At 70.1% G+C, this 26,759-nt stretch carries 23 protein-coding genes, 1 tRNA gene and 3 pseudogenes; 16 read left to right on the top strand and 11 right to left on the bottom strand.

The window, feature by feature from the left end; translation table 11 throughout:
• Window positions 1-98 precede the first annotated feature (98 nt).
• The 3 genes from ACZZ98_RS06575 (at window position 99) to ACZZ98_RS06585 (ending at window position 2,709) form a co-directional block, all read left to right on the top strand.
• Window positions 99-908 (top strand): hypothetical protein, encoded by an 810-nt coding sequence (locus ACZZ98_RS06575; RefSeq protein WP_463515487.1) that lies wholly within the window; start codon window positions 99-101, stop codon window positions 906-908.
• A 63-nt stretch (window positions 909-971) separates the two neighbouring features.
• A complete protein-coding gene (locus tag ACZZ98_RS06580; RefSeq protein ID WP_463515488.1) occupies window positions 972-1,307 on the top strand; it encodes a YnfA family protein in 336 nt (111 codons plus the stop codon).
• A 133-nt stretch (window positions 1,308-1,440) separates the two neighbouring features.
• On the top strand, window positions 1,441-2,709 hold the full coding sequence (locus ACZZ98_RS06585; RefSeq protein ID WP_463515489.1) for an SGNH/GDSL hydrolase family protein: 1,269 nt from the start codon (window positions 1,441-1,443) through the stop codon (window positions 2,707-2,709).
• A 6-nt stretch (window positions 2,710-2,715) separates the two neighbouring features.
• Here the strand turns inward: ACZZ98_RS06585 and ACZZ98_RS06590 are convergent, their stop codons facing one another.
• Window positions 2,716-3,408: a response regulator gene (locus tag ACZZ98_RS06590; protein WP_463515490.1), complete on the bottom strand. Its 693-nt coding sequence runs from the start codon at window positions 3,406-3,408 to the stop codon at window positions 2,716-2,718.
• Between the two features lie 263 nt (window positions 3,409-3,671).
• On the bottom strand, window positions 3,672-4,286 hold the full coding sequence (locus ACZZ98_RS06595) for a TetR/AcrR family transcriptional regulator (protein WP_463515491.1): 615 nt from the start codon (window positions 4,284-4,286) through the stop codon (window positions 3,672-3,674).
• Between the two features lie 113 nt (window positions 4,287-4,399).
• Between ACZZ98_RS06595 and ACZZ98_RS06600 the strand changes: the two genes are divergently transcribed.
• From ACZZ98_RS06600 to ACZZ98_RS06645, 10 genes and pseudogenes are all read left to right on the top strand, one after another.
• A complete protein-coding gene (locus ACZZ98_RS06600; RefSeq protein ID WP_463515492.1) occupies window positions 4,400-5,620 on the top strand; it encodes an acetyl-CoA C-acetyltransferase in 1,221 nt (406 codons plus the stop codon).
• A 136-nt stretch (window positions 5,621-5,756) separates the two neighbouring features.
• A pseudogene (locus ACZZ98_RS06605) lies at window positions 5,757-6,191 on the top strand (enoyl-CoA hydratase-related protein); the annotation flags it as partial.
• 644 nt (window positions 6,192-6,835) lie between these two features.
• Window positions 6,836-7,117 (top strand): annotated as a pseudogene (locus ACZZ98_RS06610) (3-hydroxyacyl-CoA dehydrogenase family protein); the annotation flags it as partial.
• 99 nt (window positions 7,118-7,216) lie between these two features.
• A complete protein-coding gene (locus ACZZ98_RS06615) occupies window positions 7,217-7,864 on the top strand; it encodes a 3-hydroxyacyl-CoA dehydrogenase family protein (protein ID WP_463517736.1) in 648 nt (215 codons plus the stop codon).
• Window positions 7,864-8,712, top strand: a complete 849-nt coding sequence (locus ACZZ98_RS06620) for a CoA transferase (RefSeq protein WP_463515493.1) — start codon at window positions 7,864-7,866, stop codon at window positions 8,710-8,712. The genes ACZZ98_RS06615 and ACZZ98_RS06620 overlap by 1 nt, the downstream gene beginning before the upstream one ends.
• 50 nt (window positions 8,713-8,762) lie before the next feature.
• On the top strand, window positions 8,763-9,944 hold the full coding sequence (locus tag ACZZ98_RS06625; RefSeq protein WP_463515494.1) for an acyl-CoA dehydrogenase family protein: 1,182 nt from the start codon (window positions 8,763-8,765) through the stop codon (window positions 9,942-9,944).
• A 191-nt stretch (window positions 9,945-10,135) separates the two neighbouring features.
• Entirely contained in the window at window positions 10,136-10,870 is a 735-nt protein-coding gene (locus tag ACZZ98_RS06630; RefSeq protein ID WP_463515495.1) for a response regulator transcription factor, read from the top strand.
• Window positions 10,867-11,541, top strand: coding sequence for a hypothetical protein (locus ACZZ98_RS06635; protein WP_463515496.1), 675 nt, complete (start codon window positions 10,867-10,869; stop codon window positions 11,539-11,541). The genes ACZZ98_RS06630 and ACZZ98_RS06635 overlap by 4 nt, the downstream gene beginning before the upstream one ends.
• Before the next feature lie 43 nt (window positions 11,542-11,584).
• Window positions 11,585-11,779 (top strand): annotated as a pseudogene (locus ACZZ98_RS06640) (histidine kinase dimerization/phospho-acceptor domain-containing protein); the annotation flags it as partial.
• 106 nt (window positions 11,780-11,885) lie between these two features.
• Window positions 11,886-12,308: a sensor histidine kinase gene (locus ACZZ98_RS06645; protein ID WP_463515497.1), complete on the top strand. Its 423-nt coding sequence runs from the start codon at window positions 11,886-11,888 to the stop codon at window positions 12,306-12,308.
• 83 nt (window positions 12,309-12,391) lie between these two features.
• Here ACZZ98_RS06645 and ACZZ98_RS06650 read toward each other — a convergent pair whose 3' ends face one another.
• The gene (locus ACZZ98_RS06650) at window positions 12,392-12,910 is read right to left on the bottom strand and encodes a hypothetical protein (protein WP_463515498.1); all 519 of its coding nucleotides are present in this window, start codon (window positions 12,908-12,910) and stop codon (window positions 12,392-12,394) included.
• 109 nt (window positions 12,911-13,019) lie between these two features.
• On the opposite strand from ACZZ98_RS06650, the gene ACZZ98_RS06655 reads away from it, so the two are divergent.
• Window positions 13,020-13,108: transfer RNA gene (locus tag ACZZ98_RS06655), tRNA-Ser, on the top strand.
• A gap of 365 nt (window positions 13,109-13,473) precedes the next feature.
• Window positions 13,474-13,761 carry a methylated-DNA--[protein]-cysteine S-methyltransferase gene (locus ACZZ98_RS06660; protein WP_463515499.1) on the top strand — a complete coding sequence of 96 codons (288 nt, stop codon included), beginning with the start codon at window positions 13,474-13,476 and terminating at the stop codon, window positions 13,759-13,761.
• A 109-nt stretch (window positions 13,762-13,870) separates the two neighbouring features.
• Here ACZZ98_RS06660 and ACZZ98_RS06665 read toward each other — a convergent pair whose 3' ends face one another.
• The 7 genes from ACZZ98_RS06665 to ACZZ98_RS06695 form a co-directional block, all read right to left on the bottom strand.
• Window positions 13,871-15,412, bottom strand: coding sequence for an LCP family protein (locus ACZZ98_RS06665; RefSeq protein ID WP_463515500.1), 1,542 nt, complete (start codon window positions 15,410-15,412; stop codon window positions 13,871-13,873).
• A 198-nt stretch (window positions 15,413-15,610) separates the two neighbouring features.
• A complete protein-coding gene (locus ACZZ98_RS06670) occupies window positions 15,611-15,814 on the bottom strand; it encodes a cold-shock protein (RefSeq protein ID WP_380086116.1) in 204 nt (67 codons plus the stop codon).
• A gap of 366 nt (window positions 15,815-16,180) precedes the next feature.
• Window positions 16,181-19,138 (bottom strand): M36 family metallopeptidase, encoded by a 2,958-nt coding sequence (locus ACZZ98_RS06675; protein ID WP_463515501.1) that lies wholly within the window; start codon window positions 19,136-19,138, stop codon window positions 16,181-16,183.
• A 314-nt stretch (window positions 19,139-19,452) separates the two neighbouring features.
• On the bottom strand, window positions 19,453-19,842 hold the full coding sequence (locus ACZZ98_RS06680; protein WP_463515502.1) for a universal stress protein: 390 nt from the start codon (window positions 19,840-19,842) through the stop codon (window positions 19,453-19,455).
• Window positions 19,839-20,681: an ATP-binding cassette domain-containing protein gene (locus tag ACZZ98_RS06685; protein ID WP_463515503.1), complete on the bottom strand. Its 843-nt coding sequence runs from the start codon at window positions 20,679-20,681 to the stop codon at window positions 19,839-19,841. Before ACZZ98_RS06685 ends, ACZZ98_RS06680 begins: the two co-directional genes overlap by 4 nt.
• Before the next feature lie 55 nt (window positions 20,682-20,736).
• A complete protein-coding gene (locus ACZZ98_RS06690) occupies window positions 20,737-21,759 on the bottom strand; it encodes an ABC transporter permease (protein WP_380086119.1) in 1,023 nt (340 codons plus the stop codon).
• Between the two features lie 2 nt (window positions 21,760-21,761).
• Window positions 21,762-22,859 (bottom strand): substrate-binding domain-containing protein, encoded by a 1,098-nt coding sequence (locus tag ACZZ98_RS06695; protein WP_463515504.1) that lies wholly within the window; start codon window positions 22,857-22,859, stop codon window positions 21,762-21,764.
• 145 nt (window positions 22,860-23,004) lie between these two features.
• Between ACZZ98_RS06695 and ACZZ98_RS06700 the strand changes: the two genes are divergently transcribed.
• Window positions 23,005-24,045 (top strand): LacI family DNA-binding transcriptional regulator, encoded by a 1,041-nt coding sequence (locus ACZZ98_RS06700; RefSeq protein WP_463515505.1) that lies wholly within the window; start codon window positions 23,005-23,007, stop codon window positions 24,043-24,045.
• 51 nt (window positions 24,046-24,096) lie between these two features.
• On the opposite strand, the gene ACZZ98_RS06705 is transcribed toward ACZZ98_RS06700, so the two are convergent.
• Window positions 24,097-26,628 carry a glycoside hydrolase family 32 protein gene (locus tag ACZZ98_RS06705; protein WP_463515506.1) on the bottom strand — a complete coding sequence of 844 codons (2,532 nt, stop codon included), beginning with the start codon at window positions 26,626-26,628 and terminating at the stop codon, window positions 24,097-24,099.
• Window positions 26,629-26,759: the final 131 nt, after the last annotated feature.

The following is a 26,759-nucleotide window of genomic DNA, read 5'->3' on the forward strand; positions in this document are numbered from 1 at the left end:
CCAAACGCTGCCCGAGGTCCAGCTCCCCTTGTTACGGTCCAGGAGGTGGAGCCTCCTGCAGGCAGGGCGGGCTGCAGCACGACCGAGGAGGGCAGACGATGAACCAGCTCAGCACACCTCAAGGCCCACCGGGTGCCGCTGGCTCTCGCGGTGTGGTGGTCACGGCTGCGGGTCCGAACATGCGCAGCCTGCTCCATGAGTTCGCGTTGCCGACCTTCCGGCTCTTCGGCACCCGATGGGGCTACGAGGTGCGCGCCCGCGACCTCCCCCGTGATGGGACCAGGGCCGACGAGGCCGCCCAACACGCGAAGTGGGGCAAGATCACCGTGATGCGGGAGGCCCTGACCGAGTTCCCTCTCGTGCTGTGGCTCGACGCCGACGTCCTGCTGGTGCGGGCGGACGAGGACGTCGCCGACCACCTGCACCCCGACCACTTCCAGGCCCTGGCGCTCGAGCACGTCCCCTTCGAGCACCGGGTCAACCCGAACACCGGGGTGTGGCTGATGAGGTCCAGCCCTCAGGCGTTCGCCTTCCTCGACGCCGTCGAGGCGGCCGGACCACAACCCGGACCGTGGGCGGACCAGGGCGCCGTGCTCGCCGCCCTCGGGTGGGACCGAGGCGACGAGAGGTACCACTGGGCCGGCCCCGGGCTGGGGTCGCCGTTCCTCGCCGGGACGAGCTGGCTGCCCACGGGTTGGAACCAGCCCTACCTCGAAGGGCGGACGAGCGAGAGCTGCTACAACTCCGTGCCCGAGTCCTACGCGGACCGGCCCCGGGTGCCCTTCCCGCACGCCGTCCACTTCATGGGCATGAGCTGGCAGGCTCGGGCCGAGCACATGAGCAGCACGGCCGCCGCGGTCCTCCGAGAGTCCGGGGACGCCGAGCCGGAGCGCCCGTTGGTGAGCTGACCGCCAGGGTGTGCTGCGCAGCCCGGTGATGCTGGGGCGTGCGCACTTGGGAGACTCTGCCGCATGACCGTCGTGAAGTCGCTGCTCCTGTTTGCGTTGGCCGCCCTCGCCGAGATCGGTGGGGCGTGGCTGGTCTGGCAGGGAGTCCGGGAGCACAAGGGCTGGATCTGGGTCGGTGCCGGCATCGTCGCGCTCGGTCTGTACGGGTTCGTCGCAACCCTGCAGGCCGACGCGAACTTCGGGCGCATCCTGGCCGCCTACGGCGGAGTCTTCGTCGCCGGGTCCCTGGCGTGGGGCATGGTCGCAGACGGCTTCGTGCCCGACCGCTACGACATCTCCGGCGCGCTCATCTGCCTGGTCGGTGTCGCCGTCATCATGTACGCACCCCGGTCAGCCTGAGGCAGACGTCACGCCGGGCCACGGCGACCTGTCGCGGGCAGGGTGGTGACGTCGCGATGAACCGTGCGCGGACGTCGGGTGAGGTCGCCCGCTGCGGTGGCGGGACGGCATACCGCGCGATTGACTGGAGGACATGACTCCTCGCCACTCCCTGCGCGCTCCCCTCGCCGCCGCTGCCACGGTCGCGACGACGGCGGCTCTTGCTTTCCTCCCCTCGAGCAGCCCGTGGACCCTCGCCTCCACGTCGGCACCATCGACCGGCGCGGTCTCACCGGCAGCCGGTCCGCGCGTCGACCAGGTGGGGACGTGGGGCACCGCGGTCGACACGACCACGCTGAGGCTGGCCGACCAGACGGTCCGCAACGTCATCCACACGAGTGTGGGCGGGTCGGGACTGCGGATCTCGCTGTCCAACGCGTTCGGCTCGGTCCCGGTGACGTTCGACTCGGTCTGGGTGGGGCGGGCCGGCGAGGGTGCGTCCGTCGTCGCCGGGACCAACCGGCGCCTGTCCTTCGGCGGCGGCAGTCCGTCCGTGACGGTCCCCGTCGGAGCCGAGGTGCTCAGTGACCCGTTGGCCGGCGACCTCGCACCCCAGTCGACGCTCGCCGTGAGCGTCCACGTGGTCGGTGACGCCGGCACGGTCAGTGGCCACAAGCTCGCGCACCAGACGAGCTGGATCTCGGCCCCGGGCGACCACGCCGCCGACGAGACCCCCGGCTCCTTCTCGACACCGACGACGAGCCATGCCTGGGTCGAGTCGGCGGTCGTCGAGGCGCCGCAGCAGGTCGACACCGTCGTCGCGCTGGGCGACTCGATCACCGACGGTGACAAGTCCACGACGAGCGCCAACCGGCGCTGGCCCAACGTCCTCGCGCGCCGCATCCTGTCCGGTCCGAGGCCGCAGCAGCTCGGCGTCATGAACGCGGGCATCTCGGGCAACCGGGTGCTCGCCGACGGGCCGGGCGTCAGTGCGCAGGCCCGCTTCGACCGTGACGTGCTCGCGCAGCCGGATGTGAGCACCGTCGTCGTCATGGAGGGCGTCAACGACCTGCGTTGGGGGTTCGCCACGAAGCCGGCCGACCTCATCCAGGCCTACCGTCAGCTCATCGCCCGGGCACACGCCCAAGGGGTCTGTGTCGTCGGCGGCACCATCACACCGTGGGAGGGCGGCAGTCTCTGGTCGGCGCCCAAGGACGCCATCCGCACCGACGTCAACGAGTGGATCCGCACCAGCGGCGAGTTCGACGCCGTCGTGGACTTCGACGCCGTGGTCCGTGACCCGGCGCGGCCGGCTCGGATGCTGGCCGCCTACGACAGTGGCGACCACCTGCACCCGGGAGACGCCGGCTACGAGGCGATGGGGAACGCCGTCGACCTCAGGGCACTGGAGTGCCGCCGCTGACGCAGCTCAGTCCTTCAGCTCGACCAGTCCGTGCTGCACGCCGAACAGCGCGGCCTCGACCCGCGAGTTCACCGGCAGCTTGTTCAGCAGGGTCCGCATGTGGCTCTTCACCGTGTTCTCGCTGATGAGCAGCCGGGCGGCGATGTCCTTGTTGGTCCGGCCACGGGCCACGAGCCGGAGGACCTCTCGCTCCCGTTCGGAGAGCTGCCCCAACGGCGTCTCGGTGCGGACGCTCGCTCTCAGGGAGGCGAGCTCGGCATGGAACCGGCCGGCCATGGATGCCGGGAACACCGACTGGCCGCCGTATGCCAGCCGCACGGACTCGACGACCTGCTTGGCAGGGGTGTCCTTGAGCAGGTAGCCGGTGGCTCCGGCCTGCAGCGCCGCATAGAGGTGGCCGTCGTCGTCGGAGGAGGTGAGGACGACGATGTTGGTGTTGGGAGACGCCCTGGCGATCGCCGCACAGGCCTCGATCCCGGCGGCGCCCGGAATCTGGTGTCCGAGGATCACGACGTCAGGCCTGAGACGCGCGCAGCGGACGACGGCCTCGCCGGCCGACCCTGCCTCGGCGACGATCTCGAAGTCCGGTTCGAGCTCGAAGACGACCTTCATGCCATGCCGGTACAGGTCGTGGTCGTCGGCGATCACGAGGCGGATCGGCTCCGGGGTTTTCGACGACCTGGGGGGCGCCGCCGCCACCAGGGCTCTCTGTGGCGCAACCACCCGATCACCCATCGCGGGTATCCGACGTCGTGCCGCCTCACGCGTGGACGACTGCATGGTCACGGCGATGCTGCCGCGCTGATCCGACGTGGGGCGATTCACGCAACACATTCGGAGACCTCGCCGTCACGGATTGGATGACGGGCAAGAAGTCATGACCCGACCCAGTCAGGTCCCTGGGCCGACGAGATCGTGCTGCCCGGCATCGCAGGCCGGCCACACCGCCGGGGCGCCGACCCTCAGTCCGAGTCGCGCTGCAGGCTCACTCGCACGGTCGGGACCGGCGCCGACGCCTCGGCGAGTGCCCAGAGCCGGCCCAGGGCCGGCTGAAGCAGCAGGTTGCCCAGCTGGCGGACGAAGACCGCAACCGCCTGCTCCTCGACGGGGATCCGGCTCCGGGCGATGCCGTGGTCACGCAACGTCTGGGTCCTGCGGATCGTCTCCTGCATGAGCATGCGGGCCAGCCCCTCAGCGCCCGGGTCGGGCGTCACGACGGCCCGGCGCAGGTAGTCGACCGCGTCAGGGTTGTCCTCGAACATCTGCGCCGCCGCGCGATCACGTGCCGCGACCACCTCGTCGGCCGGTCCGTCGAGAGGCACGGAGTCGACGGCGTCGCGGAACAGGTCGACGACGAAGTCGTCGACAGCGGCGCGCAACCCGTCCTTGCCGCCGAAGTGGTGCACGACGAGCCCCGGCGCGACCCCGGCCTCGCGGGCGACCTCGCGCAGGCTGGTCGCGGCAGCCCCCCGGGCGGCGAAGAGGCGGAGCGCGGTCGCGAGGATCCGGGAGCGCGAGTCGCTGGCCACGGGCGTCGAGGTGGTCGAGGTCGTCGAGGTGGTCGGGGTGGTCGGCATGGTGGGTGACAGTCAACACTCGCACCCGCCATTGCACAAGTGTTCAACATCTGCGTATCGTGCCAAGCGAACCGACATCGCCCATTCGTGAACACCTCTGAAGGAGCCGGTCCATGCCCGAGCAGCCCCAGGCCGTCATCTACGACGCGCTTCGCACGCCCCGAGGGAGAGGCAAGGCCAGCGGCTCCCTCCACGAGGTCAAGCCGATCGACCTCGTCGTCGGACTGATCGACGCCGTCCGCGAGCGCAACCCGGGCCTCGACACCGCCAAGGTCGACGACATCGTCCTGGGCATCGTGTCGCCCGTCGGTGACCAGGGTGCGGTCCTCCCGCGCGTGGCAGCCATGTATGCCGGCCTGCCCGAGCCCGTGGCCGGCGTCCAGGTCAACCGCTTCTGCGGCTCCGGCCTCGAGGCCGTCAACCAGGCCGCCTCACGGGTGCGCTCCGGCTTCGAGGACCTCATCCTCGCCGGCGGGGTCGAGTCGATGTCGCGCGTGCCGATGGGCAGCGACGGCGGCGCCTGGGCCATGGACCCGGCCACCGCCCTGGCGACCGACTTCGTGCCGCAGGGCATCAGTGCCGACCTCATCGGCACGCTCGAGGGCTACGACCGCGCCGAGGTCGACCGCTTCGCCGCGCAGTCCCACGCCCGCGCCGCCGCAGCCTGGGAGGCCGGCCACTTCGGCAAGTCGGTCATCCCGGTCACGGACCGGAGCGGACTGACGATCCTCGACCGTGACGAGACGATCCGCGAGGGCACCAGCGTCGAGTCCCTCTCGTCCCTCAAGCCCTCGTTCGCCGGCATCGGCGAGGCCGGCGGGTTCGACTTCGTCGCCCTGGAGAAGTACACCCAGGTCGACCAGATCAACCACATCCACCACGCCGGCAACTCCTCGGGCATCGTCGACGGTGCGGCCCTCCTGCTCATCGGCAACGAGCAGGTCGGCAAGGAGATGGGACTCACCCCTCGGGCCCGGATCATCTCGACCGCCGTCATCGGCTCCGAGCCGACGATCATGCTCACCGGCCCCGCCCCCGCGTGCCGCAAGGCCCTCGACCGGGTCGGCATGAGCGCCTCGGACATCGACCTCGTCGAGATCAACGAGGCCTTTGCCGCCGTCGCCCTCAAGCTCATGCGTGACATGGGGTGGGACGAGGACCAGACCAACGTCAACGGCGGCGCCATCGCCATGGGTCACCCGCTCGGTGCGACCGGCGCGATGATCCTCGGCACCCTCGTCGACGAGCTCGAGCGCCGCGACCTCGAGCGCGGCATCGCCACCCTCTGCATCGGTGCCGGCATGGGCATCGCCACCGTCGTCGAGCGCATCTGACCCTGCGCCACCGAATGCGCACCTGAACCAGGACAGGACTTCACCAGCCATGAGCGAGAACATGATCCGTTATGAGCGCGACGACGAGGGCATCGTCACCCTGACGATGGACGACCCGAGCGCGGGCGCCAACACGATGAACGCGGCATACAAGTCCGCGATGGGCCAGACCGTCGACCGCCTCGAGGCCGAGCGCGACGACATCACCGGCGTCGTGCTGACGTCGGGCAAGAAGACCTTCTTCGCCGGCGGCAACCTCAGCGACCTCCAGGGGGTCACCCCCGAGACGGTCGCCGACACCTTTGCCGAGGTCGAGGCGATCAAGGGCCAGCTGCGCCGGCTGGAGCAGCTCGGCAAGCCGGTCGTGGCGGCGATCAACGGAGCCGCGCTCGGAGGCGGGCTCGAGGTGGCCCTCGCGTGCCACCACCGCATCGCCGTCGACGACGACAAGGTCAAGCTCGGCCTGCCCGAGGTCACCCTCGGCCTGCTCCCCGGCGGCGGCGGCGTGACCCGCCTCGTGCGCATGCTCGGCATCACCGAGGCCCTCATGGGCTGGCTGCTCCAGGGCCAGCAGCGCTCGCCCAAGGAGGCGCACGCCAAGGGCGTCATCGACGAGCTCGTCGCCACCCGTGAGGCTGGTCCCGGCAGCCAAGGCCTGGGTCCGCGAGCACGCGGGCGACGAGTCCGCCGCCGTGAAGCCCTGGGACGTCAAGGGCTACAAGATCCCCGGCGGCACGCCGACGACCCCCGCCTTCGCTGCGAACCTCCCGGCGTTCCCGTCCAACCTGCGCAAGCAGCTCAAGGGCAGCCCGGTGAAGTCACCTCGCTCCATCATGTCCGCGGCGGTCGAGGGTGCGCAGGTCGACTTCGACACCGCGAGCCGCATCGAGTCGCGCTACTTCGCCGAGCTCGCCGCAGGTCGCGAGTCCACCGCGATGATCCAGGCGTTCTTCTTCGACCTGCAGTCGATCAGCTCGGGTGCGCTGCGCCCGGCCGGCATCGAGCGCTCCAAGGTCGGCAAGGTCGGCATCCTCGGCGCCGGGATGATGGGCGCCGGCATCGCCCACGCCTGCGCCACCTCAGGCATCGACGTCGTCCTCAAGGACGTGTCCGTCGAGGGCGCCGAGAAGGGCAGGGCCCACGCGGCCAAGCTTCCTCGACGCCAAGGTCGCCAAGGGCCGGCTCTCGCAGGAGGACCGCGACGCCACCCTCGCCCGGATCACGCCGACCGCCGACGCCGCCGACCTGGCCGACGTCGAGGTCGTCATCGAGGCGGTCTTCGAGGACCACGACCTCAAGGAGAAGGTCTTCGCCGAGGTGGAGGCGGTGGTCGGACCCCAGACCCTCCTCTGCTCCAACACCTCGACGCTGCCCATCACCGGGCTCCAGGGCTTCGCCACGCGCCCGGCGGACTTCATCGGACTGCACTTCTTCAGCCCGGTCGACAAGATGAAGCTCGTCGAGATCATCCGCGGCGAGGCCACCTCCGACGAGGCCACCGCCCGCGCCATCGACCTCGTCCAGCAGATCCGCAAGATCCCGATCGTCGTCGGCGACGGTCGCGGCTTCTACACCAGCCGCGTCTTCGGGACCCTCATCGACGAGGGAGCCCAGCTCGTCGCCGAGGGTGTCGACCCGCAGGTCATCGAGCGTGCTGCGACGTCGGCCGGCTTCCCGGCTCCACCGCTCGCGATGCTCGACGAGGTGTCGCTGACCCTGACCCAGCACATCCGCGGCGAGGCCGCCAAGGCGGCGGCCGCCGAGGGGCGCGAGCTGACCAAGACCCCGGGCGAGAACGTCATCGACACGCTCGTGGATCTCGGTCGCAAGGGTCGCGCCGCGGGCGCCGGCCTCTACGACTACCCCGAAGGCGGACCCAAGGTCCTGTGGCCCGAGCTTCGGGAGCGCTGGTCCAAGGGCACCGACATCCCGCTGCGCGACCTGCGCGACCGCTACCTCTTCCGGATGGCGCTCGAGACCGCTGGCTGCTTCGAGGACGGTGTCCTCGGTGACCCGGAGTCGGCCAACATCGGTGGCATCTTCGGCATCGGGTTCCCGCCGCACACCGGCGGGCCGGCGACCTTCATGACGAACTACGAGGGCGGCCTCGCCGGGTTCGTCGCCCGGGCCAACGAGCTCGCCGACTCCTACGGCGAGCGCTTCCGCCCGTCGGCGTGGCTCACCGCGCGCGCAGCGTCCGGCAGCCTCGTCGACGTCCCCGCCAAGGCCGCCGCGGCGTCCTGATGACCGGGCCGCTGGAGGGCGTGCGGGTCCTCTCGATCGCCGTCAACCTCCCGGGGCCGGTCGCCGTCGCGCGGCTGGCCTCGTGGGGGGCGAGTGTCACGACCGTGCTCCCACCGACCGGCGACCCGTTGGAGCACTTCGCCCCGGACTACTTCGACGAGCTCCACGAGGGCCAGGCCATCGAGCGCCTGGACCTCAAGAGCGATGCGGGCCGCGAGCGCCTGGACGAGCTGCTCGCCGGGACCGACGTCTTCGTCACCAGCTCCCGCCCCTCCGCCCTGGCGCGGTTGGGACTCGACCACGCAGCGGTGAGCAGACGGCATACCCAGGTCTGTCAGGTCGACATCGTCGGCCACTCCGGCGACGACGCCGAGACCGCCGGCCACGACCTCACCTACCAGGCAGCTGCCGGGCTGGTGAGGGACGGGCGCATGCCGGCCACGACCGTCGTCGACCTCGCCGGCGCTGAGCGGGCGGCGGGCGAGGCGGCAGCGGCCCTCGTCGAGCGCTCGCGCACCGGGCGTGGCTGCCGCCGCGAGGTCGCCCTGTCGGACCTCGCGCACGTGATGGCCCGGCCCGTCGTCCACGGGTTGACCGTGCCCGGAGGCCTGCTCGGTGGCGGGCTGCCGGTCTATGACGTGTATGCCGCGTCGCAGGGTCACGTCGCACTCGCCGCCCTCGAACCGCACTTCACCGCAAGGCTGCTCACGGCCCTGGAGCTCGACCCTGCGGACCTCACGCGCCCACGGCTGGAGGCGGTCTTCGCATCCCGCACTGCCCTCGAGTGGCAGCAGTGGGCGCACGAGCACGACATCCCGCTGGCCGCTGTCGGCTCGCCCACTGCCTGACCTGTTCTGCTGCCCCATCTGCTGGCCCGTTCCCCGACAAAGGAGTCACCGTGCCCGAGATCCTCGCTCCCCCGACCTACGTCTCATCCTGGATGGCGGAGGAGGTCGCCGACGTCGCGACCTTGGCCCGCACCTTCTTCGAGCGCGAGGTCACTCCCCACGTCGAGCGCTTCTCCGAGCAGCACCAGGTCGACCGGGAGACCTGGCTGGCGGCGGGCGCGGCGGGGCTGCTGTGCATCTCGGTCCCGGAGGAGTACGGCGGCGGAGGCGGCACGTTCGCCCACGAGGCCGCGGTGATGTGGGAGCAGGGACGGGCCGGCGACGACGCCCTCGGCTACTCGGTGCACTCCTCGATCGTGGCCCACTACCTCCTCAACTACGGCTCGGAGGAGCAGAAGCAGCGCTGGCTCCCGCGCATGGCGACGGGCGAGCTCATCGGCGCCATCGCGATGACCGAGCCGTCGACCGGGTCGGACCTCCAACGGATCCGCACGACGGCCAGGCGCGACGGCGACCACTACGTCATCAACGGCAGCAAGACCTTCATCACCAACTCCTCCCACGCGGGGCTCGTCCTCATCGTCGCGCGCACCGGCGGCGAAGGGGCACAGGGGGTCTCGCTCGTCGTCGCCGAGGTCGGTGGCGATGCAGGGACGCCGGCGCTCGAGGGCTTCGAGCGCGGCCGCGTCCTCCACAAGATCGGTCAGCACGGGCAGGACACCCGCGAGCTGTCCTTCACCGACATGCGCGTCCCGGTCGCCAACCTCCTGGGCGACGCCGAGGGGCAGGGCTTCTACCAGCTCATGCTCCAGCTGCCCCAGGAACGGCTGGCCATCGCCGTGGGTGCCGTCGCGTCCGCCGACAGGGCCGTCGAGCTGGCCATCGCCTACTCGAAGGAGCGCGAGGCCTTCGGCAAGCCGATCGGGCACTTCCAGAACACCCGCTTCACCCTCGCCGAGGTGAGCACCGACGTCCTGGCCGCCCGGACCTTCCTCGACTACTGCATCGGGCTGCACCTCGAGGGCCGGCTCGACGCCGCCACGGCGTCCCGGGCGAAGTACTGGACGACCGACGTGCAGTGCGACGTCATCGACCGGTGCCTCCAGATCTTCGGCGGCTACGGCTACATGATGGAGTACCCCATCGCCCGCATGTATGCCGGCGCCCGCGTCCAGAAGATCTACGGCGGGACCAACGAGATCATGAAGGAGCTCATCTCCCGCGCGCTCTGACGTCAGGAACCGACTTCGTGCCCCAACGGGACACGACCCATGGGCCGAAGGCCTCCGCCGTCGTGTCCCGCTGGGGCACGAAGTCGCAGGTGTCACCGGAAGGTGCGCGGACGGCATACCCTCCGCTGTTTCACAGGAACTCCACAGGCGGCGCATGGGCAGCATCGAACCCGCAGCGGTCTACTGACGTCATGAGCACGTCACAGACCTCGTCCGCGAAGCTGCAGCGACCCGACGGCAGTCCCGTCCGCGTCCTCGTCGTCGACGACGAGTCCAACCTCACCGAGCTGCTGTCGATGGCCCTGCGCTACGAGGGATGGGAGGTCCGCTCGGCGGGCACCGGCCTCAAGGCCGTCAAGGCCGCGCGCGAGTTCCAGCCCGACGCGGTTGTGCTCGACATGATGCTGCCCGACTTCGACGGTCTCGAGGTGCTGCGCCGGATGCGCGCCGACGACGACGCCGTCCCCGTCCTCTTCCTCACCGCGAAGGACGCCGTCGAGGACCGCGTGGCCGGGCTCACTGCCGGTGGTGACGACTACGTGACGAAGCCGTTCAGCCTCGAGGAGGTCGTGGCGCGGCTGCGTGCGCTCATGCGACGCACGACCGTCGTCGCCGACGACTCGTCGTCGCTCATCGTCGTCGGTGACCTCACGATGGACGAGGACAGCCACGAGGTGACCCGCGGCGGTGACGAGATCCGACTCACCGCAACGGAGTTCGAGCTGCTGCGCTACCTCATGCGCAACCCCAAGCGGGTGCTGTCGAAGGCCCAGATCCTCGACCGCGTTTGGAACTACGACTTCGGTGGTCAGGCCAACGTCGTCGAGCTCTACATCTCCTACCTGCGCAAGAAGGTCGACGCCGGGCGCACGCCGATGATCCACACGATGCGCGGCGTCGGCTACGTCCTCAAGCCGGCGGAATGAGCCGGTCCCAGCGTTCCTGGGTCGACCCGAGCGGCTGGTCGCTGACGACGAAGCTCGTGGCCGCCGTCGTCGGGCTCTTCCTCGTCATCACGGCTGCAACGTCGACGTTCACCGTCATCGCCCTGCAGAACCACCTCGTCAACCAGATCGACCAGGACGTCACGTCGTCCCTCGTGCGCGCCGGTGGTCCACGCGGACCCGGCGCGGGTGGCGGGCCGATCCCCGGCGGTGGCGGCGAGTCGTTGCTCGTCGTGCTGCGTGACGGTGTCGTCGTCCGCAACCAGGTGCAGCACGGCCGCGACATCGGCGAGCTCACCCCGGCTCAGATCGAGGCGCTGCAGACGGCCCGCATCGGCGCATCTCCCCGGACCGTCGAGGTCGAGGGCCTGGGGGAGCTACCGCGTCGCGTCCGCCGTCGGGAACGCCGGCAACACCGTCATCTCGGGCCTGCCCATGAGCGGCATCAGCCGCATCGTCGAGGCCGTCATCGGCCTCGTCGTCGGCACGACCATCGCCGGCCTGGCCCTCGTCGCTCTCGGCGGGCAGTGGCTCATCCGCCGCAACCTCGCCCCGCTGTCACGCGTCGCCCACACGGCCACCCAGGTCAGTCGGCTCGAGCTCGACTCCGGCGCCGTGGCGCTCGCCCAGCGTGTGCCGGTGGCCGACACTGACGCACGCACGGAGGTCGGGCAGGTCGGCCTCGCCCTCAACAACATGCTCGACAACGTCGAGGGCGCACTGCAGGCACGACACGAGTCCGAGACCCGCGTGCGGCAGTTCGTCGCGGACGCCTCGCACGAGCTGCGGACGCCGTTGGCGTCCATCCGTGGGTATGCCGAGCTGTCCCGTCGCGAGCCCGAGCCAGTTCCCTCGACGGTCACCCATGCCCTGGCCCGGGTCGAGTCGGAGGCGCTGCGGATGCAGGGGCTCGTCGAGGACCTGCTGCTGCTCGCGCGGCTCGACGCGGGACGGCCCCTCGAGCGCGAGCCGGTCGACCTGTCGCTGCTGGCGATGGATGCGGTCTCGGACGCGCACGCCGCAGCTCCCGACCACCGTTGGGAAGCTCGACCTGCCCGACGAGCCCGTCGTGGTGACCGGCGACCGGGCCCGGCTGCACCAGGTCCTCGCCAACCTGCTCGCCAACGCCCGCACCCACACCCCCGCCGGCGCCCGAGTCGTGACGTCCCTGCTGCCGAGCGACGGCTGGGTGCGCGTCACCGTGGCGGACGACGGCCCCGGGGTGCCCGAAGAGCTCCAGGACACCGTCTTCGAGCGCTTCACGCGAGGCGACGAGGCTCGCACCCGGGCTGGTGGGTCCACCGGCTTGGGGCTCTCGATCGTGGTTGCCGTCGCGAGGTCCCACGGTGGCAGCGTGGGACTCGACAGCCATCCGGGTCGGACGACCTTCACCGTCTCCATCCCCGCCTCTCCCGCCTGACCCGACACCCGCCCGACACAGGCCCGAAGGAGCAGGAGTCGGTGTGGCTTCGGCGCCGGACCTCCTCGGCCACGCGTCCGACGTCAGTAGAGGGTGGCCAGGAAGTCGCCCTCGGTGTCGACGAAGAACAGGACCACGGTCGAGTCGTACTCGTCGACCGACACCGAACAGGTCGTGACGAGGTCCTTCTTCGGCGCGAGGAGGGCATCGCAGAACACGTCCTTGACGGTCGACTCGTCATCGAGCGCCTCGGTCAGCGCGTCGGTGACGGCGTTGTTCAGGGCGATCTCGGTGACGGCCCCGGACGGTGCGATGTCAACCGTTCCCCAGGCCGGGTAGCCCGCGTCATAGAGCAGCTCCTCGGCTGACGAGTTCGGCGCGGGGCTGGGGGCGGACTCGGAGAGGCGGTCCACGGCATACAGGATCCCCACGCTCGTGGCGATCACGAAGGACAGGACACTCAGCGCCAACGCGGTCCAGGCGACCCATGCGGGACGGGCGGCGGACGGCGCAGGCAGCTGTGCGGCATACGGCGGGGTGGCAGTCGGCGACGACTCAGGCCATGGTCCGGGTGTGCCGGGCGGTGGCGGGGTGAGCGTCATTCGGAACTCCTGAGCGTGGTGTGGGCAGCGGCTCATTGTGACCTCCCGACCCCTTCGCCGCATCCACTTTGCTCGGCGCGGGTGAGGACGGTTACCCTGATCCGGCTGAGGAGGCGTCGCCTAGCCCGGTTTATGGCGCCGCACTGCTAATGCGGTTTGGGTTCACACCCATCGGGGGTTCAAATCCCCCCGCCTCCGCCGACGGATCGGCCCTGGGAAGCTTCGGCGCTCAGGGCCTCTTCCGTGTCCGGCCGCGGGTCGACTCAGGCCGACTTCCGGCCCCGACTCACAACCGCCGGTGCTGCGTCGTTCAATGGGCATCATGACGACGACCCCGATCCCGCGCCGCCACGCCACGCTGGCGACGGACTTCGGCGACCTCCTTGCGGTTGCGGAGGGCGCGGCCCTCGCCGGCCTCTACTTCCCGGTCCACTGGCACCCTCCGGCGGACGACCAGATCGGCACTCAGGTCTCCCCGACGGGCGACTCCGTCTTCGAGGCCACCGCTCGGGAAGCTCGCGGAGTACTTCCGTGGCGAGCGGACGACCTTCACGGTCCCGACGGTGACGCACGGCGACGCCTTCTCGGAGCAGGTCTGGAGCCTGCTCATGACGGTCGGCTACGGCACGACGACGACCTACGGCGCGATCGCCCGCGAGCTCGGCAACCCCGGTCTGGCGCAGCGGGTCGGCCGGGCCGTCGGGCACAACCCGGTGAGCATCCTCATCCCGTGCCACCGGGTCATCGGCGCCGACGGTTCCCTGACCGGGTATGCCGGTGGGCTGGACCGCAAGGCCCGTCTCCTCGCGTTGGAGGAGCCACCCGAGGTCGCCGCGTCCCGCCTCTTCTGACCCCCGCCGCATTATCGGGTCACCCGATATTGGGGCGCTCGACCCGACCTGCCAGCTCGGGTGGAGCGGGCTTTTATCGGGTCACCCGATAATGCGGCGAGGGGAGGAGTCAGGAGCAGATGTCGGCGTCGGCCTTGCGGGTCTGGATGCTCCCGGAGGCCGAGGGGGTCGACGTGATGGTCGGCGCGGGGATCGGCTCCTTGCCGAGACGGTTCGGCACGGCCACGACGTTGGGGGCGCCCGCGCCGAGGATGACGCGCACGCGTGCGCCCATGCCCGTGGTGACCTTGACCGTCGCACCGGGGAACGCCGCCGCGACGGTCCGGGCGGCCTCGGCCCCGGCGGGCGAGTGCTCGATGGTGACGCCACTCGCGACCGCGGTGCCGTTGCTCGACACCGGGTCGACGAACCCCTGCACCCGCAGTCCCTCGACGGCCTGCTTGGCGAGGCCGACGACGCCGGAGTTGTTGACGACCTCGACGGCGATCCGGTCAGGAGTCACGGTCAGCGGTGCCGTGTCGGTCGGGCTGGGCGTGGGCGTCGGGGTCGCCAGGTCGCGGTCGGCCCGGATGGCGGCCCAGAGCCGGTCGGCGGCAGGCGCCCACTGGACGCGGTTGGGGTCCGGCTTGTAGGGCTCGGTGGGCACGGTGACGAACTGGATCTTGTCGACGCCGATGCCCTTGACGCTGTTGGCGACCTCACGCATGGCACCGACACCGAACTCCGGGTCGGTGGTCAGGGACTGCGTCGCCGCGTCGAGGAAGCGGAGGAGCTTGTCAGGGCGCAGGAGCAGTGACGACTCCGTGGCCTTCTGCGCCACGGAGGACATGAAGGCCTGCTGGCGCTTGATGCGGCCGATGTCGGAGCCGTCACCGACGCTGTAGCGGGTGCGGACATAGCCCAGGGCCTGCTCGCCGTTCAGGGTGTGGCGCCCGGCCGAGAGGGTGAACTTCGCCTTGGGGTCGTCGATGTCGACCGGCGTGCAGGCGGGCACTCCACCGAGCGCGTCCACCATGTCCTTGAAGCCGCCGAAGTCGACCACGGCGAAGTGGTTGACGAAGATGTCGGTGTTGCCCTCGATGGTGCGGATGAGGCAGCCCGGACCACCCGTGTTGAAGTTCTGGTTCCACTGCTTGACCTTCCACAGCGCCTCCGGAGCCTTGGCGTCGCAGTCGACCGGCGCCGGCACCATCGAGTCGCGCGGGATCGACACCATCGTCACCGACTCCCGGTCACCGGAGATGTGCAGCAGGATGTTGGTGTCAGAGTGCTGACCGGGCTCCCAGTCGCCACTGCCGTAGCCCTCGTTGCCCTCACCGTCACGCACGTCGGAGCCGATGAGGAGGATGTTGAGCGGCCCGGTGGCGACGTCGCCCGACGGCGTCGGGCGGTCGTCTCCGAGCATGTCCGACACGTCGATGCGGGAGATGTTGCCGTTGAGCCGGAAGTAGGCCCCCACCATGGCCATGACGAGCACCGCGGACACGACACCAGCGAGGACGAGCGTGCGCCGGCGACGGGTCCGCTGGCGAGCGCGCTGCTGGTCGCGGGTCGCGGCCCGCGACTCGGCACGAAGGCGAGCGGCGGCACTGCGCGGTTCGGCGTCGTCAGCGCCGGTCGCGTCGTCCTGCTCGTCCTGCTCGTCCTGCACGGAGTCCTCTTCGTCCGGGGGCGTCGGGGCACCGCGTCCAACCCCCGGTCCAACGCAGCGCCGGGGCGAGTCTAGAGGTCGACCCTGAGAGGACTCTGGGCCAGGACCCACCGCACGGCCCATCGTCTGACGGGCGTGACGAGGCCCCCTCCGCCGCGGCGGAGGGGGCCTCGTCTCACAGACTGGGGAAGTCCTCGGTCAGAGGGGGCGGACCTGCTCGGCCTGCGGACCCTTCGGACCCTGGGTGACCTCGAACTCGACCTGCTGGTTCTCGTCGAGGCTGCGGTAGCCCTGGGTGTCGATGGCGGAGTAGTGGACGAAGACGTCCGGCCCACCGCCCTCCTGGGCGATGAAACCAAAGCCCTTCTCAGCGTTGAACCACTTCACGGTGCCCTGTGCCATGGGGTAACTCTTTCTGTGTGTAGCACTTCGACGCAGCAGAGTCGCGGCGCCCGCGGAAGCACGCCGGCGATGACCCCGTCGTTCCGGGACGACCCGGCTCAAGACACGTGAGCGCCCGCCTCCTGTGGCAGCCGGACGGGCGCGTACTGCGACCTGCGAGGACCTGCTTGGTGTGCAACCGGACACGAAATTAGCAGCATCGCGCGCTCAGATCCTGTCGAGCCGAACGCCTTCCCCCAAGTGTTCACCGACACCTCCGGGAGGGACGGGACCGCGCCGCGGTCGAACGGCGGGTATGCCGCGTGGTCGGCCGGCTGCGAAGCCGGCCGACCGGCATACCTCCCGTTCGACTGCGGACTCAGCCGGTCACTGGCGCAGCGCCTGAAGCTCGGCCACGCCGATCGTCGCCGAGTCGGCGAAGGCGTCGTAGCCGGTGGGGCAGTTCGTCGTCGTGCGCGGGTCGAGGTCGAGCTCACCGAGGAAGTCCGGCCCTCCCTGGCACTGGTTGGTCATCACGCGCAGCCGCAGGTGGGTCGCGGCGGTCTGCGTGATCGGGAACGAGCGCATGAGCACCTCCGAGGGCACCGGTCGCGGCCGCGTGCCGGGGAACGCATCCGCGGACGAGGTGTGCACGACGCGGTAGTCACGGTCCTCGGTGCAGGTCACGGCACCCTTGGCGTCGCAGGCGAGCACCTCGAACTGGCGCAGCATCTGGAAGCGCTGGACCGTGGAGCTCGGACCGGTCAGCGCGCTGACCTGGACCCGGCGGACGACCTGTCGACCACCGGCGAGGTCGACGGTGAAGACCTTCTGGGCCGCCGTCGGGTCCTTGACCGTCGAGGCAGCCGTGCCCTCACGCCCGTCGATGAGCGACGGGACCGAGACCCCCTCGCCGGTGACGGTGGCGCCGGCCCCGCTGCTCGCGAGGTTGGTCCAGAGCCTGATCGGCAGGTCTCGCACCTGACCCGGCCTCGCGGTGAAGACCTGCTTGACCTGGCCGTGGCTCGGACCCGTCGCGGTGTAGCGCAGCTCGCCCGGCACCACCTCGACGACGTCATCGAGCGGCGTGGCGGGGTCGGTGTCGGCGACCGGGTGTGCCCGGCGCGTCGCGGTCCCCACCGTCATGGACTCGAAGTCCCCGACGTAGAGCTTCGCGCCGACGACGGGACGACCGTCCTCACCGACCGGTGAGAAGCGCAACGTCGCGTTGTCGCTGTGCGGCGAGACGAAGGATGCCCGCGGAGCGAGGTCACTGGACCCCGACGAGGTGGCACCCTGACCCAGACCACGGCGGGCGAACGCGTTCCACATGATGTCCTGGTTGGCCCCGCCGAAACGGATGAGGTCGGCGGCGAGCATCGCGTCGCGCGCATCGACCATGCTCACCGACCCGTTGGCCATGAGCAGCCAGGCGTCGAAGACGACCTGCGCCCACTGACGGCTGCCCGGGCAGGACGCCAGCGGGGTCGTGCCGGCAGCACATGACTTCATCGCTGCGTGGTCGCCGAGACCGTAGCGGTCCACGAAGCCGGTCCGCAGGTCGTTGAGCGTCGCCGACCAGATGGCTCCGTTGGAGTGCACCGAGGCGCCGACCACGTCGTACTCCATGTTGGAGTAGTTCAGCGGACTCGTGTCGAAGTTGTAGGTCCGGTTGCCGTGGTCGGCGTTGCCGTTGTCATAGACGGCGCGTGCGACCAGACGACGCTGCAACGGCATCGACCCGGTCTCCTGCAGGAACTCCAGGCCCATGATGTCCGACCAGCTCTCACCCATGGCCCCGGCCTGGGCGCCGCTGAGACCGCGGTCCGGTCCACCGGCCATGCGGTTGCTGATGGCGTGCGTGTACTCGTGGGCGACGACCGTCGAGTCGACCGTCCCGTCGACGCAGTTCGGGTAGTTGGGGCTGGAAGAGGCCGCGATCGGCTGGTAGAGGTACATGCCCGTGTAGGCCGCGCCACCGTCGGCGCCCGTTCCCTGGAAGGCGTTGTTGCGCGAGTTGGGGATCGCCTCGTACTGCGACCAGCCCTCTTCGGCGTCTCCGCCGACGCCGCCCCTGCCGAAGTTGTCCTCCTGCAGGTTCCACGCCGTCTCGGTGAAACCGAGGCCGTAGGACCAGTCGTGCAGTCGGTTGTGCATGGCGAACATGTGCGTCGTCGCGGCGTCGATGTCGTTCCCGCCGGGCGTGCTGTAGAGCTCGGGGTCGCACTTGCCCTTCTGCCACGCGTTCGTCCAGGGGAACTGGTAGGCGCGGTCGGCCCTCGTCGGTGGGTACTGCTTCAGCGCTGCGTTCCCGGCCCAGTCCCCGAAGGTGAAGGCGTTGTTGCCGGACGTCGTGCCCGACGGTGCCTTGGTCACGGGATCGATGTCCCACGCCAGGGGGGACGCGGCGCTGCCGACCACGTCGGTGCACCCGGGCCCGGCCGTCCAGCACCAGACGTCGCGGGTGTCGGTCGAGGAGAGGTCGAGCGGAGGGTTCGGCTCGAAGACCGACCACCGCGGGTTGGTCGGGTCCTCGCTCGGGGCGAACTCGTCCACCTGGTCCTCGCGGACGATGACCTCGCCGGTCACCGCGTCGACGTACACGGCATACATCCGGTCGGCCTCCTCCGAGACCTCCACGTGCCAGGCCGTCCTGGGGCTGCCTCCCGGGACGGGCACGACGACCTGCTTCACCCGCTGGTCCCCGCGCAGGCCGGTGGCGGTGAACTTCCGCCAGCCGCCGTTCGCCCCGGCGCGCGCTGCCTTGTCTGCCCGCTCCGCGACCCGGGTGGCCTTGGCGCCGACGTGCGCCGCGGCGCGCTCGACCGCCTGGCCGGGCGTGAGCCTGGCGGCAGCACGGCGGCTCGCGGCCGTGGCCGAGGAGTCCGTGGGTGCGAGGGTCGAGCTGACGAAGCTCACCGCCCCATCACGCACGGCGACGACGACCAGCCCGTCGACACCCGCCGGCACCCCGCCGAACGTCTGCCGCAGGGTGACGACCCTGGCCTCGCCCATCGGGTTGACGGCGAGAACTTCCAGCGCGGCCACGTCCTGTGCCGACAGCCCGTATGCCGCCCGCTCCCGTGCGAGGTAGGCGCGGGCTGCCGTGGCCGGGTCCTTGGACAGACCGGTGGCCAGTGCGGCGCCCTTGCCCGCGACCACGAGCCCCGGTGCTCCGAACCTGTTCCACTTCGGCTGGGTCGCGGCACTCTTCGCGCCGCGTGCGGACCCGCGGTTGAAGGCGTCCTGGCGAGACGATGAGGGTTGCACCCGCTCCGGTCGGAGGTCGAGGTCCCCCGAGGTCTGGACCTTCTGGTCACCTCCCGGCGGGCTGTCGTCCGCCATCGCCAACGGATACGAGGCTGTGGACAACGCCACTGCTCCGAGTCCCACCGCCGCCACCACACTGCGCCAACGAGCCTTCACGGCCACTCCCAACGTCACGAGCGCCCCGACTCTCGAAGCCCCACCCACCCGTCTACCGGTTGGCGGGTCGGCGTTGGCCCTGCTACGAGTCAGTAGTTCGTCAAGGAAGCCGATGCCTCGCGCCGCAGATGGTCACGCCGCGGGGCTGCCGTTCCGCCGTGACGCGGTCGAGGGTGGAGAACGCGTCGTGTGCGCGTTCCCCACCCTCGACCGGGTGTGTCGACTCGTCGGCGTCAGGCCTTGACCGCCAGCACGGCGCAGGTGGCGTCGAGCAGGACCTGCTGTGCGGTGCTGCCCGTGACGAGCTTGCCCAGCGGTGAGCGCTTGCGCACCCCGATGACAATGAGGTCGGCACCGACCTCCGCGGCGACCGACAGGATCTCCTCGGCCGGTGCGAGGCCACGTGTCATCTGCCGCACCTCGTGATCGATGCCGCGTTCGGTGAGCTGGGCGTCGAGGGCGTCGAGGTCCTGCGGCTCGGCGAAGCTCGGGCCCGAGTAGTCACCCAGGACTCCCGAGTTCACGACGACCAGCCGTGCGTCCCGCCGCTCCGCCTCCTCGATGGCGGCCTCGACCGCCGCCAGTCCCGGAGGACTCGGGATGTAGCCGACGACGATGGTCACGGCGCGTCCTGGCTGAGCTTGGTGGCGCCGGTCATGATCGCCACGCCGTCGCCCATGTCGTGGGACTCGGGGGTGATGACCCCGGCCCGGCCACCGAGCCGCTGGATGTGGATCCGGTCCGCGACCTCCCACACCTGCGGCATGTTGTGCGAGATGAGGATGACCGACAGGCCCTTGTCGCGGAGCTGCTTGACCATGTTGAGCACCATCCCGGACTCCTTGACACCCAGGGCAGCGGTGGGCTCGTCGAGGACGATGACCTTGCTGCCGAAGGCCGCGGCCCTGGCGACGGCCACGGCCTGTCGCTGACCACCGGAGAGCGTCTCGACCGCCTGACCCATGTTCTGGATCGTCTGGATGCCGAGATCCTGCACCGACTCACCGGCTCGCTTCTCCATGCCCTTCTTGTCGAGCATGCGCAGGACCGAGCCCAGGGGACCCTTGCGACGGTCCTCGCGGCCGAGGTAGAGGTTGCTCGCGATGTCGAGCGCGGGGATGACGGCCAGCTGCTGGTAGACCGTCTCGATCCCGGCGTCGCGGGCGTCCTGGGGCTTCCTGAAGGAGACCGGCTCACCGTTGAGCTTGATCTCACCGGAGTCGGGGACATAGGCGCCGGTGAGGCACTTGATGAGCGTGGACTTGCCGGCACCGTTGTCACCGATGACCGCGAGCACCTCGCCGGGGTAGAGGTCGAGGTTGACGCCGTCGAGGCCGACCACGCGGCCGAAGGTGATGACGAGGTTGCGGGCCGAGAGCACGGGCGGCTTGCCGTAGATGTGTTCCTTGCCCGCGGGCACACCGCCGTGGGCGACCTCGAGGTCGCTCGTCGTGGTGCTCATCGGGGTCCCCGCACCGTGTCGGAGAGACGGAGGAACGCAGAGCCTTGTGGGGTGATCATGACTTCACCTTTCGAATCCACTGGTCGATGGCGACCGCGACGATGACGAGGACGCCGGTGGCGAGGACCCGCCACTGCTGGTCGACGCCCATCTGGGACAGACCGAACGCAAAGGTCTGCACGATGAGCGCGCCGATGAGCGTGCCGATGAGCCGGCCCCGTCCACCGAAGAGGCTCGTGCCACCGATGACGACGGCGGTGATGCTCGCGAGGTTGGCGTCCGGGGCGGCGTTCGGCGTTGCCGCACCTGCCCGACCGATGAGGATCCAGGCCGCGATGCCGTAGATGAGACCTGCCACGGTGTAGACCCCGAGGAGGATCCGCATGCTCGGCACACCCGAGAGGCGAGCCGACTCCGCGTCGTCGCCGACGGCATACACGTATCTCCCCCACGCGGTCTGGGACAGGACGAACCCGATGACGGCATAGAGAAGGATCACGACGACGATGCCCCACGTCAGCCTGAACTGACCGATGCCGAAGCCTTCACCCAGGAAGTTGAGGGTGTCGGGCAGACGGTCGGCCTGGATGCTTGAGCCGCCGGAGTAGAGCAGGGCGATCGCCGTGAAGATGCTCAGCGTGCCGAGCGTGACGATGAACGGCGGCAGGTTGATCCGGGTGACGAGCAGGCCGTTGAGCAGGCCGGCCCCGGTCGCGAGAGCGACACCGATGAGCAGCGCGAGGATGCCGGGCATCCCGTCATCGCGAGCCAGCGTGGCCATGACCATCATCGACAGCACCATGATGGCGCCGACCGAGAGGTCGATGCCGGCGGTGAGGATGACGAGGGTCTGACCGACGGCGAGGGCCGCGACGACTGCTGTCTGCTGGAGCAGGATGCCCATGGAGTTCGCCGTGAGGAAGGTCGGCGTCAGGATGAAGAACGCCAGGAACGCCACCAGCAGGAGGAACAGTGGGCTGAGCCACGGCTTGCCGTGGAGCTGGTGCTGCAGTCTCTGCACCGGCGACTGCTGCCGCCGAGCGAACTCGGCAGCAGCAGACGTGACGTCGGCACTCATGGTCACTTGCCCCAGCAGATCTTGGAGCCCTCGTCCGAGGAGATGCTCTCGACACCCTCGACCTTCTTGTCGGTCACGAGGGCGACACCGGTGTCGAAGAAGTCGAGCCCCTCCGTGGTCTTCGGCTTCTCGCCACCGCGGGCGATCTTGGCGATGGCCTCCATGCCCATGGTGGCCATCTTGAGCGGGTACTGCTGGGCCGTGGCTCCGATGACGCCGCTCTTGACCGACGCGACGCCGGCACAGCCACCGTCGACGGAGACGATCGTCGCCGTCTTGCCCGCAGCCTTGAGGGCGGCGTTGGCGCCGACGGCCGTCGGCTCGTTGATCGTGTAGACGACGTTGATGTCGGGGTTCTTGGCGAGGCACTTCTCCATGGCCGAGCGGCCACCGCCCTCCTCGCCGTTGCCGGCCTCGTTGCAGACGATCGTGTAGTCGCCGCCACCGGCCGCGGTGTACTTGCCGGTCTTGGCCTCGTCGCCGTTCTTCTTGCCGTCCTTGACGTCGATGCCCATGCCCTCGAGGAAGCCCTGGTCGCGGTTGTAGTCGACCGAGACGATCTTGTCGCTGAAGAGGTCGATCAGCGCGATGGTGGCGGGCTTGCCGGCGACCTGACCCGCGGCCCACTGGCCGATGCGCTTGCCCGCGTCACGGTTGTCGGTCGCGAAGGTGATGTCGACGGTGTCGACCGGGTCGGGCGGGGTGTCGAGGGCGATGACGAAGAGGCCGGCCTCGCGGGCCTTCTTGATCGCGGCGTTGACGCCGGTGCTCATCGGGGTGATGAGGATGCCCTTGTCGCCGCGGGCGATGGCGTCCTCTATAGCCGTGATCTGGCCCTGGTCGTCACCCTCCTGCTTGCCGGAGGCGATGGTGAGCTTGACGTTGTTCTTGGCCGCGTCGGCCTTGCCGCCCTCCTGCATGGCGACGAAGAACGGGTTGGTCGAGTCCTTGGTGATGAGGGCGACGCCGACCTGGGCCTCGCCACCACCGCCGCTGCCGGTGTCCGCGTCGCTGGATCGGTTGCAGCCAGCCAGCCCGAGGGCGGTCGAGGCTGCCACAGCGCAGACGAGGGCGCGTGTTGCACGAGTGGAAGTGCGCATGAGGGTAACTCTCCTTTGAGTGTCCGATGACAACGTTGTCAAAGCCATTTATAGGCCTCTCTTGCGCTCAGGTCAAGAGATAGCGTAGAAATCGTGATGTGCCAGTGACATCGTTGTCAGCCCAGGCGCGCCAGGCCGGTCCTCGATGAGTGACCAAGCCGGCCGCGCCACCATGCGAGATGTCGCGGCCCTGGCCGGGGTGAGCATCAAGACCGTGTCTCGCGTCGTCAACACCGAGCCCGGAGTCGCCGACGCCGTGCGGACCCGCGTCCAGGACGCCGTGGACCGACTGGACTACCGCCATCACCTCGGTGCCAGCAACCTTCGCCGAGGAGGGAGCCGCAGCGGACTCATCGGGGCCCTGCTCCAGGACGTGAGCAACAGCTTCTCGGCTGCGCTCCTGCGATCGCTCGAGGATGCAGCCAGGGACCGCGGCACGGCGATCCTGTCCGCCAGCCTCGACGAGGAACCCGATCGTGAGCGCTCCCTCGTGCACGACCTCGTGACCCGTCGCGTCGACGGGCTGGTGCTCATGCCGTCGACCGACCGGCAGGACTACCTGGCGTCGGAGGTCCGGGCCGGCCTGCCCGTCGTCTTCGTCGACCGCGAACCCCGTGGCGTCGCGGCCGACTCGGTCACCGTCGAGAACTTCGAGGGCGCCCAGATGGGCGTCGAACACCTTCTCGCACAGGGGCACCGGCGCATTGCCTGCCTGACCGACCTCGCCGAGATCTACACCGCCCGCGACCGGCGTGATGGCTATGTCGCAGCGTTCCGGGCCCGCGGCATACGCCCCGACGACCAGCTCTCGGTGCTGGGCCTGCGCGGACCTGCCGCCGCCGAGGCCGCCGTCACGCACCTCCTCGACCTCGCCAAGCCGCCCACGGCGATCTTCGCCGGACGCAACGACCTGACCCAGGGCGCCGTCCGGGCCCTGCAACGGCGTGGGCTGAGCCATTCGGTCGCCCTCGTGGGGTTCGACGACTTCCCGCTCGCCGACCTGGTGACACCGGCCCTCACGGTCATCCGGCAGGACGTCGGACGCATCGGCCGACTCACCGCCGACCTGCTCATGGCCCGCCTCGACGGTGACACCTCGCCACCGCAACGGGTCGTCGTCGAGCCCACGTTGGTGGTGCGCGGCTCCGGCGAGATCCCCCCGCACCCCGACTTCGTGCCCCGCTGAGACACGCGAGGGCGGCGAGCGTGTCTCAGCGGGGCACGAGGTCGGGAAGTGTCAGGGGCGGATCGGCGTGACCTTGATGTCGACCGCCTTGGCCGTCCCACCCACTGCATAGGTGCCGACACCCGTCGCCGACGCCGGCGGGTAGATGAGATCGGTGATCGAGCGCTGGCCGCTCTCGGCGAGCACCTCGACCGAGCTGCGGTCGAGGTATGCCGTGAAGCTCACCTCACCGTCCCGCACCGTGACCGGCGCCTCCTCGACGCTGGCGAAGAGGGGGTGGAAGCCCACGTCGCCGCTCCGCGTCCGGTCGACCACGAGGGTGCCGTCGCGACGGACGCCGACCCTGGTGCCGACGGAGCCGTCGGCGCTGCGACGCAGGACGACGCCCGCCTCGGTGGCGGACCCGAGCGCGACGCGGACCTCGACCCGGGCCACCGTGGCGTCGAGCCCGGTCGCTCGCTCACCAGTCACCACCGGACGGACCTTGGCCTGCTCCTTGTCGCGGTTGACCAGCGCCTTGTCGATGCCGGCGACTGGCACCTGACGGAGCTGCGGCCCAGCGACCGACGACACGAGCGACAGCTTGCGCGGCATCGTCATCTGGCCGCGCCACGGGTTCGTCGGCACGTCCTGGGCGTACTGCCAGTTGTTCATCCAGCCGATGGAGATGCGCTGGTCGTCGGGCAGCCCGTTGAAGGTCACCCCGGCGTAGTTGTCGCGCCCGTAGTCGACCCAGTCCGCCCGGTCGGTCCCGTTCTTGGCCGGCGCGGACGCGAGGGTGAACTGGTCGGCGAGGATGTGGCCCCAGCCGCCCGAGCTGTGGTCGACGATGCGGATCTGCGCCGAGCGACCCTGCAGGTCGGAGAGGTCCCACGACGTCCAGTCCAGCGCCTCGCTGTCCGAGCCGGTGCTCGAGCGCACGACCTCACCGTCGACGACGAGGTTGACCGTCGTCTGGGTGTCCCGGGGCCCGGCGGCGGTGTCCGAGAAACGGATGTCGTCGACCATGAGGTGTCCCCAGTCGCCGGTGCTGTTCTCGTCGCGCACGACGATGCGGGCCGATGACCCGACGACGGAGCGGGCGTCGAGGTGACGCCAGTCCAGCTCACCGGAGGCGTTGCCCGTGACGGAGCTGACCACCCGGCCGCCCGAGACGAGCTCGACCACGGTGGGGCCACTGGTCCCGAGAGGGTGGTTGCCGCCGGCGACGAGGAGGTTGACCCAGTCGCGTGTCACCGTGAACTCCGGTGACACGAAGGTGCCGACCGCAGGGTCGCACTTGTCGGGCACGACGCAGGTGTCGAGCACCTTGTCACCCTGGTGGTAGGGCAGGCCGGAGCTCGTCGCGCCGTAGCCGACGAAGTCACCGGTCGCGCTCCACCCGGCGGGCAGGTGGGTCGCGGGGTCCAGCGTCTCGAAGTCGGTGAAGACCTCGCCGCCCGGGTCGCCCTGCGTCGCACCGGGGACCGCCGGGTGGCGACCTCCCCCGATGAGGAAGTTGAGGTGGCGCTGGTTGATGGTGAAGCTCGGTGCGGTCAGCTCGCCCTGGGCAGCGTCGAAGTCGACGAAGCTGTTGACGAGCCGCTCACCCACGTAGCCCGTGACGGCCTGCTGGCCGGGCAGTGCACCGGTCGCGGGCTGGGAGCCGAAGGCGGTCCCGGTCGGGGTCCACCCGGCATACCCGCTCTCGAAGCCCTGGAGGAGCGTGCCGGCCGGGGGCTCATAGGTCGCCGGGCCGTCGGCGGTGAAGGTCGTGCCGTCGAAGTCGCCCACGAAGTACTGCGTGCCCGAGCCGCCGGCGATCCCACCCGGGTTGAGGCTCACGAGCATGACCCACTTGACGTTGGCCGGGTCGCCGTCGACTGCGAGCGGGAAGAGGTCGGGGCACTCCCACACCCCACCGGTTGCGTTGCGCGGGCCGAACTCCGACAGACGGGTCCACTGCTTGAGGTCGGCGGAGCGCCAGATGAGCACCTTGTGCTCGTTGGCGATGACGGCGACCATGCGCCACTCCTTCGCCGGCGCGTACCAGAACACCTTGGGGTCGCGGAACTCGCGCGAGCCGATGTCGATGACCGGGTTGCCCGAGTACTTCGTCCAGGTCTGGCCGTCGTCCGTCGAGTACGCGAGCGACTGTGCCTGGATGCCGTCACGACCGCTCGCCGGGGTGTAGGCGCTGGTGTACATCGCCACGAGAGGCGGGTTCTGGGCCGTCCCGAAGCCGGAGCTGTTGGCGGTGTCGACGACGACCGAGCCGGAGAAGACCCCCTCGTTCGCGTCGAACGGGATGGCCACGGGCTGCTCGTCCCAGTGCACGAGGTCCTTGCTCGTCGCGTGGCCCCAGGACATGTTGCCCCAGCGGTCGCCGAGCGGGTTGTACTGGAAGAAGAGGTGGTAGACGCCCTTGTGGAAGACGAGCCCGTTGGGGTCGTTCATCCAGTTCTGGGCTGGGCTGAAGTGGTAGGCCGGGCGGTGCTGGGGCGTGTCGGCCACCGCCGGAGCGATGCCGACCGCGGCAAGGACCGCGACGAGGAAGAGGACGACGCGGTGGCGGCGCCAGGACGGACGAGCAAGGACTGACATGAGGGACTCCCGGTGATGACAACGTTGTCATGGGCTATGACATGGGAGAACGTCGAGTACGTCAAGAGGTGAGGTCGCATCGTGAGACGCGGTCCGAACAGGCGTGGGGCGCGCGCCGGCACGCGGCCGAG

The sequence above is a fragment of the Knoellia sp. AC549 genome (assembly GCF_979258975.1).

Excerpts from the sequence above, each read along its gene's own strand:
- ACZZ98_RS06580 (WP_463515488.1), top strand. The coding sequence starts at position 972 with ATGACCGTCGTGAAGTCGCTGCTCCTGTTTGCGTTGGCCGCCCTCGCC.
- ACZZ98_RS06630 (WP_463515495.1), top strand. The coding sequence starts at position 10,136 with ATGAGCACGTCACAGACCTCGTCCGCGAAGCTGCAGCGACCCGACGGC.
- ACZZ98_RS06575 (WP_463515487.1), top strand. The coding sequence starts at position 99 with ATGAACCAGCTCAGCACACCTCAAGGCCCACCGGGTGCCGCTGGCTCT.
- ACZZ98_RS06700 (WP_463515505.1), top strand. The coding sequence starts at position 23,005 with ATGAGTGACCAAGCCGGCCGCGCCACCATGCGAGATGTCGCGGCCCTG.
- ACZZ98_RS06705 (WP_463515506.1), bottom strand. The coding sequence starts at position 26,628 with ATGTCAGTCCTTGCTCGTCCGTCCTGGCGCCGCCACCGCGTCGTCCTC.
- ACZZ98_RS06600 (WP_463515492.1), top strand. The coding sequence starts at position 4,400 with ATGCCCGAGCAGCCCCAGGCCGTCATCTACGACGCGCTTCGCACGCCC.
- ACZZ98_RS06670 (WP_380086116.1), bottom strand. The coding sequence starts at position 15,814 with ATGGCACAGGGCACCGTGAAGTGGTTCAACGCTGAGAAGGGCTTTGGT.
- ACZZ98_RS06585 (WP_463515489.1), top strand. The coding sequence starts at position 1,441 with ATGACTCCTCGCCACTCCCTGCGCGCTCCCCTCGCCGCCGCTGCCACG.
- ACZZ98_RS06675 (WP_463515501.1), bottom strand. The coding sequence starts at position 19,138 with ATGGCGGACGACAGCCCGCCGGGAGGTGACCAGAAGGTCCAGACCTCG.
- ACZZ98_RS06690 (WP_380086119.1), bottom strand. The coding sequence starts at position 21,759 with ATGAGTGCCGACGTCACGTCTGCTGCTGCCGAGTTCGCTCGGCGGCAG.
- ACZZ98_RS06650 (WP_463515498.1), bottom strand. The coding sequence starts at position 12,910 with ATGACGCTCACCCCGCCACCGCCCGGCACACCCGGACCATGGCCTGAG.
- ACZZ98_RS06595 (WP_463515491.1), bottom strand. The coding sequence starts at position 4,286 with ATGCCGACCACCCCGACCACCTCGACGACCTCGACCACCTCGACGCCC.
- ACZZ98_RS06695 (WP_463515504.1), bottom strand. The coding sequence starts at position 22,859 with ATGCGCACTTCCACTCGTGCAACACGCGCCCTCGTCTGCGCTGTGGCA.
- ACZZ98_RS06685 (WP_463515503.1), bottom strand. The coding sequence starts at position 20,681 with ATGAGCACCACGACGAGCGACCTCGAGGTCGCCCACGGCGGTGTGCCC.
- ACZZ98_RS06645 (WP_463515497.1), top strand. The coding sequence starts at position 11,886 with ATGCGGTCTCGGACGCGCACGCCGCAGCTCCCGACCACCGTTGGGAAG.
- ACZZ98_RS06620 (WP_463515493.1), top strand. The coding sequence starts at position 7,864 with ATGACCGGGCCGCTGGAGGGCGTGCGGGTCCTCTCGATCGCCGTCAAC.
- ACZZ98_RS06635 (WP_463515496.1), top strand. The coding sequence starts at position 10,867 with ATGAGCCGGTCCCAGCGTTCCTGGGTCGACCCGAGCGGCTGGTCGCTG.